At 61.7% G+C, this 9082-nt stretch carries 8 protein-coding genes; 2 read left to right on the top strand and 6 right to left on the bottom strand.

Annotation, left to right across the window (positions count from 1 at the left end; genetic code table 11):
- The 5 genes from ACFFAR_RS16270 to ACFFAR_RS16250 all read right to left on the bottom strand — a co-directional run.
- A partial coding sequence (locus tag ACFFAR_RS16270) for a xylulokinase (RefSeq protein WP_375508130.1) occupies positions 1-1027 on the bottom strand: 1027 nt, incomplete at its 3' end.
- Positions 1028-1038: 11 nt separating this feature from the next.
- Entirely contained in the window at positions 1039-2484 is a 1446-nt protein-coding gene (locus ACFFAR_RS16265) for an aldehyde dehydrogenase family protein (RefSeq protein WP_174363278.1), read from the bottom strand.
- A gap of 34 nt (positions 2485-2518) precedes the next feature.
- Positions 2519-3532 carry an ABC transporter permease gene (locus ACFFAR_RS16260; protein WP_174363279.1) on the bottom strand — a complete coding sequence of 338 codons (1014 nt, stop codon included), beginning with the start codon at positions 3530-3532 and terminating at the stop codon, positions 2519-2521.
- A gap of 17 nt (positions 3533-3549) precedes the next feature.
- On the bottom strand, positions 3550-5082 hold the full coding sequence (locus ACFFAR_RS16255) for an ATP-binding cassette domain-containing protein (RefSeq protein ID WP_174363280.1): 1533 nt from the start codon (positions 5080-5082) through the stop codon (positions 3550-3552).
- A 76-nt stretch (positions 5083-5158) separates the two neighbouring features.
- Positions 5159-6283 (bottom strand): sugar ABC transporter substrate-binding protein, encoded by a 1125-nt coding sequence (locus ACFFAR_RS16250; RefSeq protein ID WP_375508129.1) that lies wholly within the window; start codon positions 6281-6283, stop codon positions 5159-5161.
- A 434-nt stretch (positions 6284-6717) separates the two neighbouring features.
- Here ACFFAR_RS16250 and ACFFAR_RS16245 point away from each other — a divergent pair, with 434 nt between their 5' ends.
- Both ACFFAR_RS16245 and ACFFAR_RS16240 read left to right on the top strand, forming a co-directional pair.
- Entirely contained in the window at positions 6718-7485 is a 768-nt protein-coding gene (locus ACFFAR_RS16245; protein ID WP_062001600.1) for an SDR family oxidoreductase, read from the top strand.
- Between the two features lie 180 nt (positions 7486-7665).
- Positions 7666-8367 carry a response regulator gene (locus ACFFAR_RS16240; protein WP_174363281.1) on the top strand — a complete coding sequence of 234 codons (702 nt, stop codon included), beginning with the start codon at positions 7666-7668 and terminating at the stop codon, positions 8365-8367.
- Here ACFFAR_RS16240 and ACFFAR_RS16235 read toward each other — a convergent pair.
- Positions 8368-9082 (bottom strand): ATP-binding protein (locus ACFFAR_RS16235; protein WP_375508128.1); only part of this gene is annotated, 715 nt, incomplete at its 5' end.

Raw genomic sequence — 9082 nt, 5'->3', positions numbered from 1 at the left:
ACAACAGGCCGCCGGAGCCGGCCGGCGCTTCACGCGCCATCGATATCATGCGCTCGAAGCTCAATGCGCCGGTTGCCGGCGAGACGCTCGCCAGCGCCTGTTTCAGCCATTCGAACGCGCCGCCGGCAGTCAACGTCACGCCCATCACATGCCATCGGCCCGGCGCGTTGCCGCACGAGATCTGCAACTGGCCGGTCGGGACCGGGCACGAGCGCATCCCGCCCGCGACGATCCCTGCCGTGCCGAGTGTCACGCCCAGCGGCCCGCTGTCGATGACGCCCATCGACGTGGTCTGGATCACCGAATCGCCGCCGCCGCCGAAGACCGGCGTGGCGGGCGGCAAGCCCCATCGCGCGGCAAGGTCGGGCAACAAGACGCCGGTCCTGTCCGATGACTCCACGACCTCAGGCAAGATGCTTTCCGGCAAGTCGAGCAAACGCATCAGCGGCCTGGACCACCTGCGGTTGCGGACATCGAAGAGTCCCGTGCCCGATGCATCCGATACATCCGTTACATGCTCGCCCGTCAGCCGCAGGCGCAGGTAATCCTTCGGGTTCAACATGCGACGCAAGCGCGCGAACAGCTCGGGTTCGTGCTCGCGCATCCACAGCAGCTTGCCCGCCGTGAAACCCGGCAGCATGCGGTTCTGTACGAGTTCGAGCAAGCCCTGCAGGCCGCCCGCCTTCGCGGTGATTTCGTCGCAATGGGGCGCCGCGCGCTGGTCGCACCAGAGGATCGCGGGACGCAGCACGTGGTCGTGTTTGTCGAGCGCGATCAGGCCGTGCATCTGGCCGCTCAACCCGATGCCTTGCACCGCGCGCCGGTCAGGCAAGCGCGCGAGCACTTCCGTCACGGCCTTGTCCGCCGCGCGCCACCAGTACTCGGGGTCCTGCTCGGCCCAGCCGGGCCGCAGGCTCATTACCGGGTAATCGCCGACCGCTTTCGCGGCCACCTGCCCGCGGCTGTCGACTGCGATCACCTTGCACGCCGAGGTGCCGATATCGATACCGAGAAGATAACGTTCCATCGACGTCCCCGTCATGCGCCGTGCCGAAGCCGCACGTGCTTGAGATGCAAGTAGCTTTCCATGCCTTCGTGGCCGTGTTCGTAGCCTGTGCCGCTTTGCTTGCGGCCACCGTAAGGCGCGTTCATGATGCCGGCATCGACATGATTGATTGACACGTTGCCGAAGTCGAGCCGCTTGCTCAGCGTGAAACTCTCCTTGATGTTTTCCGTGTATGCGTAGGCCGCAAGACCCGACGGCGTACCGTTGGCCTCGGCAATGGCGTCATCGAGCGAACGATACTGCGCCACGCCGATCACCGGCCCGAACGTTTCTTCGTGCATCACGAGCATCCCGGGCGTGCAGTCGGCAATGACCGTGGGCGCGTAGTACAAACCGCGCGTTGCGCCATCGGGACGTCCGCCGCCACAGAGAATTTGCGCACCATGCTCGCGCGCATCGGCGACGTGACGTTCGACCTTGGCCACGCCTGCGCGGGTTGTCATGGGACCGACATCGGCGTTCTCACGCAGGAGCCCGTCTGCGACCACGAGGCTGCGTGCGCCCGACGCCAGTTGATCGACAAAGCGTCCGTAGACCGACTCATGCACGTACGCACGATTGATCGAGATGCAGATCTGCCCGGCGTTGCGAAACGCGCGGCGCAAGGTGCCCGCAACCGCACGTTCTATATCAGCGTTCCCCGTCACGATCAGCGGACAGCTCCCGCCCAGTTCCAGCGAAAGCGGCGTGATCCCACGCACCGTCCGGTAGATGTCTTCTCCTGCAGCTTGCGAACCGGTGAACGCGACTTTATCGATGTCTGGATGGCCGACCAGCAAACGCCCTGTCTCGCGGGCGCCCATGACAAGGTTCGCCACGCCCGGCGGCAGACCCGCCTCGTCCAGGCATCGAAACAATTCCTGCGCGCTCGACGGTGTGTATTCCGACGGTTTCACGACAATCGTGCACCCCGCCGCCAGTGCCGCTGCGAGTTTCCATCCGATCAGCTCGACCGGATAGTTCCACGGCGCGATCGCCCCGACCACGCCCACGGGTTCCTTCTCGACGATGCTGATGAAGCCGTCGTCTTCGTTCGGAATCGTGCTGCCGAAGACGCGTACCGCTTCTTCCGCGTAGTAGTGAAACGCCTTCGCGAGTTTCTTTGCTTCGCCGCGCGCCTCGCCGAGCGGCTTGCCCATCTCTTCGGTGATCGCCGTGGCGATAAGGCGCTCGGCCAGCGTGACTTTATCGCCGATGGCATGCAGCAACTGCGAGCGCTCGAACGGGTTGGTCCATCGCCATGTTTGCCATGCTTTTTTGGCTGCGGCCACGGCTGCATCGACGACCGGAGCACGCGCGTCCGGGGCGCGGGCAATGATCTGTTCCGTACCCGGGTTCATCACGTCGAGCCATTCGATCTCGCCGCCATTGCCGAAGCGGCCGTCGATATACATCTCGCACTGTCTTGGATCGGTCATGTCTTTGAATGCCTGAAAAGTACTTTGAGCCGGCTCATTGCGCGACGAAGTTCACGCGAATGGCATCGACCGCCACGGCGATAAAGATCAGCACGCCGCCGATCATCTGCACATAAAACGACGGCACTGACGTAATAGCAAGCCCGACGTGGATCACCGTCAGCAACAGGACGCCGCCGAGAATGCCCGCTGCGCCGCCGCGTCCGCCGAACACGCTGACCCCGCCGATGATCGGCGCCGCGATTGCATAGAGCAGGAATCCTTCGCCCTGATCGGACGTGATCGCCATTTGCCACGCAGCCAGCAAGTAACCCGCGACGCCGGAAAGAAATCCCGACAACGTGAACGCGATGACCTTCACCCGGTTCACGCGGATACCGGCCGAGTTTGCCGCGAGCGCATTCCCGCCGGTCGCATAAAGGCTTCGGCCGAGCACGGTCTTGCGCAACAGGAAGCCCATGCCGATCAGCGCGACGAGAAACACAACCGGCATCACCGGCCAGTTGCCGATGGTGTACTGCCCGATCCAGATAAAGCTGTTGGGCATGTCCGAGATGGTATTGCCTTGCGTGACCGCCAAGAGCGAGCCTTGCAGCACGATCATCACGGCCAGCGTCTGGATCAGAGAGACCATCCGCAAGCGCGTGACACACAGGCCATTGAAGAAGCCGATCGCCGTTGCCGCCGCAATGCCGAGCGGCACGCCGATCGCCGGCGACATGCCGAGCCGGGTGCTGATGATCGCGCCGATTGCCGCTGAAAATCCCATGTTGCTTGCTATCGACAGGTCGATCTCGGCGACCATCAGCGGCAGCGATACTGCCAGCGCAAGCAACCCGAGCACGGTCGCCTGCACCAGCACGTTCTGCAGGTTCGAGACCGTGAAGAAGAACGGATTGAGCACGCCGAACACAATCACGAGCGCGGCAAGCCACAGCCACACCACGTTCTGGAACAGCCATTGCACGCTGTGTTTTGCGGGCCGCTTTGCCGCGGCGGGGGGCGCCGCCGGCGGAACGCTCGCGGAGATGTTGCTCCTGGGTTGCATGATCCGTCTCCTGAGTTTTAGTGTGTAAGTGCGCTGCTGGCGGCGCCGAATGCCGACTGCAGGATGGTGTCTTTATCGATGTCCGCACCGGTGTATTCCTGGCTCACCTCGCCATCCACGAACACGCAGACGCGGTCTACCATCCGGACCATTTCGTCCAGATCGCTCGTGATCACGATCACGCTCAGGCCTTCGCGCGTGAGGGCATCGATAATGCGATGAACCTCTTCCTTCACGCCTACGTCAATGCCGCGCGTGGGTTCGTCGAGGATCAGCAGTTTGGGTTCCGTGGCGAGCACGCGGCCCAGACACACCTTCTGCTGGTTGCCGCCGCTCAATGTGCCGAGCAGCACCTTCGGCGTCGCCGCCTTGACCCTGAGGTGTTCGAAGTAGCGCTTGACCACCGAGCGCTCGGCGGGGGCATCGATGACGCCAGCCTTGGAAACTTTCGCAAGACTCGACATGGTGATGTTCTGCGCGATGCTTTGCAGGCCGACGAGTCCATCGCGATGCCGGTCGTCGGACAGATACGCGATGCCGTTCGCGAACGCCGCTTGCGGATGATCGGGGAAATCCATCTCCCGATTGCCATGTCTGATGCGGCCGCGGCTCGCGCGATTGAGCCCGAACAGCGCGAGGCCAAACTCTTTCGCCCCTGACCCCGGCAAGCCCGCAAACCCCACGATCTCCCCAGGCTTGATGCTGAATGACTCTATATTGATGTTGCGTGCCTGAAGTCCGCTGACCTGCCATGCAGCTTCCCCTTGAATTTCACTTTCGCCGTGCGCCCGGTGGAACAACGGCACATCGCGGCCGATTACCAGCTCCGACAACGCATCCGAATCGATCCCGTCAAGATTGTCCATCTCCCCAGCAAGCCGCCCGTTGCGCAGCACGGTCACGCCGTCGCAGATGCTCAGGATCTCTTCGTTGTAGTGCGAGATGAACACAAAGCTCACACCCTGTGCCCTGAGGCTTCGCATGAAACCGAACAGATGATCGCGGTCCGCGAGCGTGAGCGCGGCGGTCGGTTCATCGAGGATCAGCAGCTTGCCGCCGCTGTACAGCGCACGAAGGATGTTCAGCTTGCGCTTGGCGACCGCCGAGAGTTCGCGCGCCGACATGCGCGGGTCGAGCCCCGTGCCTTCCAGCGCCTTGACCGCGTTCGCCATCAGCGCGCGCTGATCGACGGTCTTCGTGAAACCGCGCTTCACGGGCCAGTGACCGAGCATGAGGTTGTCGGCGACCGACATGGACTCGACGATCATCGGCTCCTGCGTGACGAGGAACACGCCGCGCGCTTCCATCTGCTTGACGTCAAAGCCCTGCACCTCTTCACCCGCAAATTCGATGCTGCCTTCCGTCGGCGATATCAAGCCTGAAATCAGCCCGACAAGCGTGGACTTCCCCGCGCCGTTTTCGCCGAGCAGGCCGTGAATCGTGCCGCGCCGGATGTTGACCGACACGTGATCGAGCGCGACGACCGCCTTGTAGCGCTTGACGATATCGCGGGTCCTGAGGATGTATTCCGTGCTGCTGGTATCTGCCATGTCCGACCATCCGGTTGCTGTTACCGGTCCGCGCCGTGACGCGGACCGGAAGACTGAACGTGCGCCAAGCGGCGGCCTAGCTGTAGCGCAGGCCCCATTCGTTGTAGGCGATGTTGCCCCACTGGCGCTTGTCCTTGACCGAGTTGCCATCGACTACGAAGGGCTGGATCACGAGGCTCGGACCTGTCACGGACTTCGTGATTTCCGCCTTCTCCCAGAAGTACTGGCTGTTCTGATACGGCCCGAGCGGTACGGGTTGGCCCTTCAATGAATACTTGTCTAGCATCTCGACCGTGATCTGCGCATAGGCGATCGGATCCTGCGATACGACCGCGTCCATGTAACCGTCGCCGATCCACTGGAGCGCAGCCGGTTCACCGTCGATATTCACGAAAATCACGTGGCCCTGCTCGCCGACTTTCTTCCACTTACCCTTTTGCTGCAGCGCGGTCACAATGCCGCGCGCGGGTGAGTCGCTTGGCGCATGCACGGCGTCGAGATCAGGATATTCCGAGAGCGTGGCGAGCGTCACTGACAGCATGTTCTTGAGCAGCCCTTCAGTCGGGCGGCTGATCAGCTTGATGTCCGGATACTTCTTGAAGGTCGCCTCGAGCCCTTCCTTGCGAAGACGCCATGCCACCGATTGCAGCGCGCCGTAGCAGTTGAGCACCGTGCCCTTGGCCGAACCGTTCTTCTTCTTGAGCGCCGCGACGATGGCTTCGGCCGCCATCACGCCGCCGGCGTAATTGTCGAAGTCGACGGTGATCGATACATCGCCGGCGAGCGCGGGGGTATCGATGATGCCGACCGGAATCTTCTTCATGTTGTACTTCTTGATCACGCTCGCGATAGCCTGGCTGTCGATCGGGTCCGCGATGATCGCAGCCGGGTTCTTGAGCAACAGGCTCTGCCATTGCTCGAGCTGGGTCGTGGTGCTGAAGTTTGCGTTGACCGCCTGGAACGTCCAGGCCTTCGCCTCGACCGCGCGCTTTACCGCCTCCTGTTGCGTCGCGAAGAAGTAGTAATCGAGGCTCTTGTTGCTGAAAGGCACGAGCGGCTTTTGCTGCGCGAGCGCCAGTGGCGAAAGGGAAAGCGCGCCTGCGGTCGCGGCCATGTCGACCAGGAACTTGCGGCGGGAAACCGGTTTTGAAGCAGATTGTGAAGCTGACTCTGATGCGAAGGCCTTTGAATCATCATCCATGGCTTGTCTCCTCTCATGGCAATACAGGCGATTTCTGCTTTTCGACAGTCTGCGTCGGTCGCCGAAGTTGTAGTGAACAACAATTTGAGCCGTAGTATTACGACGCAATGTAAAGGACTGAACGGTGGATCACAATCTAGGGTTTACGTGATTCAAATACTTGTTTAAGTGCAATAAATTTGCTGCGGCGCGGCGATTTACTTACTCAAAGCGTAAAAATTACGATATCAATACACGCATTATCGGTTGAAAAATGCGTTGTTCACGTAGCAACACTACTTTTCGATACGAAATTAACAAAAATCGCACCGTTAGACTGGTTACCCGCGCCGCATTGCCCGCAGCCTGCCGCGTAGCGCCATCCCACTACAATGTTTTCCTGCGCTTCGGCTCACTTAAAGCCGATATGACAAAACAGGTACGAGGACAAACGCATGACACAGCTTTTCGATCTGAGTAACCGCACCGCGCTTGTCACCGGTTCGGCGCGTGGCATTGGCTTCGCGCTCGCTGAAGGACTCGCGAATGCGGGCGCTGCGGTGATCATCAACGGAACGAGACCCGATACCGTCGACGAAGCGGTCTCGCGCCTCGTAAGCAACGGCTTGAAAGCGCAAGGCCGTGCGTTCGATGTCACGAACGAACAAGCCGTCAAGGATGCGTTCACGCACTGGGACGAACATGGCGTGCAGATCGATATCGTCATCAACAATGCAGGCATTCAATTTCGAAAGCCGCTTATCGAGCTTGAGCTGGGCGACTGGCAACGCGTGATCGATACCAACCTCACGAGCGCGTTCATCGTGTCCAAGGAAGCGGCGAAGCGCATGATCGCGCGCGGGAATGGCGGCAAGATCGTGAACATCGGATCGCTCACGAGCGAAGGCGCGCGCGCGACCGTGGGCGCCTACACCGCCGCGAAGGGTGGCATCAAGATGCTGACGCGCGCGATGAGCGCGGAATGGGCGGCATCGAATATCCAGGCGAACGCGATTGGCCCGGGGTACATCCTCACCGACATGAACAAGCCGCTGGTCGAGAATCCCACCTTCGATGCATGGGTGAAAAGCAGCAACCCGTCTCAGCGCTGGGGCACGCCGGAGGAACTTGTCGGCACGGCTGTGTTCCTGTCGTCGGCGGCGTCGAGTTATGTGAACGGGCAGATCATCTACGTCGATGGCGGGTGGCTTGCCGTGCTTTGAAGCCTGACGGGCGGGTTCAAAAAAAACCGGCGTTCGTTCGTTTAAGTAGCGCACGTGGATACTTCGCATAAATAATCCTGTTGCCATAACGAATTCAACCCACATAATCGCCAATACGACCGCTTCAGTCAGACCGCATCCAAGCCACTCGACAAAGCAGGCCCGCGACATGGAGATGCCATGAGGTTTCTGGTGGCCGATGACCACGAACTGATCCGGCAAGGCGTGAAATCGCTGCTGCGCGGGCTCGACCCCGACGCCCAGTTCGACGAAGCCGATAGCTGGGAAACGCTCGCTGCCGCTGCGAGGCCGGAAGCGAACCACGACCTCGCGATAGTCGACCTGCACATGGCCGGCATGGAAGGTGCAGCGTCGCTGCAAACGCTGCTGAAGGCGAATCCGGCACTGCCGCTGGTGGTGTTGTCGGCGGAGGAGTCAGCCGACGAAATGCGTGCGGTGCTTGCCGCCGGAGCACTCGGTTTCGTGCCGAAACGCGAACCCGCAAGCGTGATGCTCAAGGCAATCGAGCTCGTGCTTCTCGGCGGCGCCTACGTTCCCATTGAAGCGCTGAGTCTGCTCGGACCCGGGCAGGCCCCTGCGCCCGTTGCCGAACGTTCCGGGGGGGCTGTCGTGGAGGCGTTGCCGGTTGGTATCCAGCCGCATCATCGGCATCTGATGGAAAACCTGTCGCCACGCCAGCAGGAAATCATGCGGCTCGTGTACCGCGGCTGGACCAACAAGATGATCGCGCGGGAACTCGGTGTCGCCGAGGGAACGGTCAAGGTGCATCTGTCGGTCATGTTCCGGGCGCTATGCGTGCACAACCGGTCAGCGGCGATCGCACTGATTGGCGGCTGGCTTGAAACCGGCCGCACGCTCTAATCACGATGCCGGCGGCTGGCGCTCCAGCGCCGCGTTGCGTTCGCCTTGCTGCCAGAGGGCGTCGAGCGTGCGGCGCAAGCGGGCCGGCGTCACCGGCTTGTGCAGCACGGGAATGCCTTGTGCGGCAAGCGTGCTGAGTTCGGACGACGCCATGTCGCCCGTGATCATCAGCGTGACAATGTCGCCATCGCCCCGCTCCCACAACGCCTGCCGCACCGCGCGAACAGCCTGCGCGCCGGTTCGGTGATTGCCGAGCTGGTAATCGCAAAGCAGCGCATCGGGAACGAAATCGTCTTCAACGGCTTGCACCGCAGCGCGCTCGTCCCGCACGCTGCGCACGGTGCAACCCCAGCGGCCAAGCAGGCGTTCGAGTGCGGCAAGAATGGCGGGATCATCGTCGATGCAAAGAATCCGCCTTCCCGCAGCCGTTGGCCCGGTCAATGCCACATCACTGAGCCTTGCGGTGATCGTGATCAGGTCCGGGTCGCCGCGCTTGACCGGCACGCCGACTGTCGTGCCGCGTCCCGGTGAGGAGCGCAACGTGACATCGCCGCCAAGCAGTTTCACCAATCGTCTGACAGTAGGCAAGCCGAGCCCGTGTCCCTGTCGCGGTTTTTCATCAGGCAGCCTCGCCTGATAAAACTCTTCGAACACGAGTTCGTGTTCTTCCGGCGCAATGCCAATCCCCGAATCACGTACCTCGATCCGTCCACTT

This window comes from uncultured Caballeronia sp., from assembly GCF_964243625.1.
Lineage (GTDB): Bacteria > Pseudomonadota > Gammaproteobacteria > Burkholderiales > Burkholderiaceae > Caballeronia.
Note: the sequence above shows the minus strand (reverse complement) of the source record. Positions and strands in the feature narration are given on the sequence as shown.

Bases quoted from the DNA above. Each gene is read 5' to 3' on its own strand.
- ACFFAR_RS16265 (WP_174363278.1), bottom strand. From the start codon at position 2,484: ATGACCGATCCAAGACAGTGCGAGATGTATATCGACGGCCGCTTCGGC.
- ACFFAR_RS16260 (WP_174363279.1), bottom strand. From the start codon at position 3,532: ATGCAACCCAGGAGCAACATCTCCGCGAGCGTTCCGCCGGCGGCGCCC.
- ACFFAR_RS16255 (WP_174363280.1), bottom strand. From the start codon at position 5,082: ATGGCAGATACCAGCAGCACGGAATACATCCTCAGGACCCGCGATATC.
- ACFFAR_RS16250 (WP_375508129.1), bottom strand. From the start codon at position 6,283: ATGGATGATGATTCAAAGGCCTTCGCATCAGAGTCAGCTTCACAATCT.
- ACFFAR_RS16245 (WP_062001600.1), top strand. From the start codon at position 6,718: ATGACACAGCTTTTCGATCTGAGTAACCGCACCGCGCTTGTCACCGGT.
- ACFFAR_RS16240 (WP_174363281.1), top strand. From the start codon at position 7,666: ATGAGGTTTCTGGTGGCCGATGACCACGAACTGATCCGGCAAGGCGTG.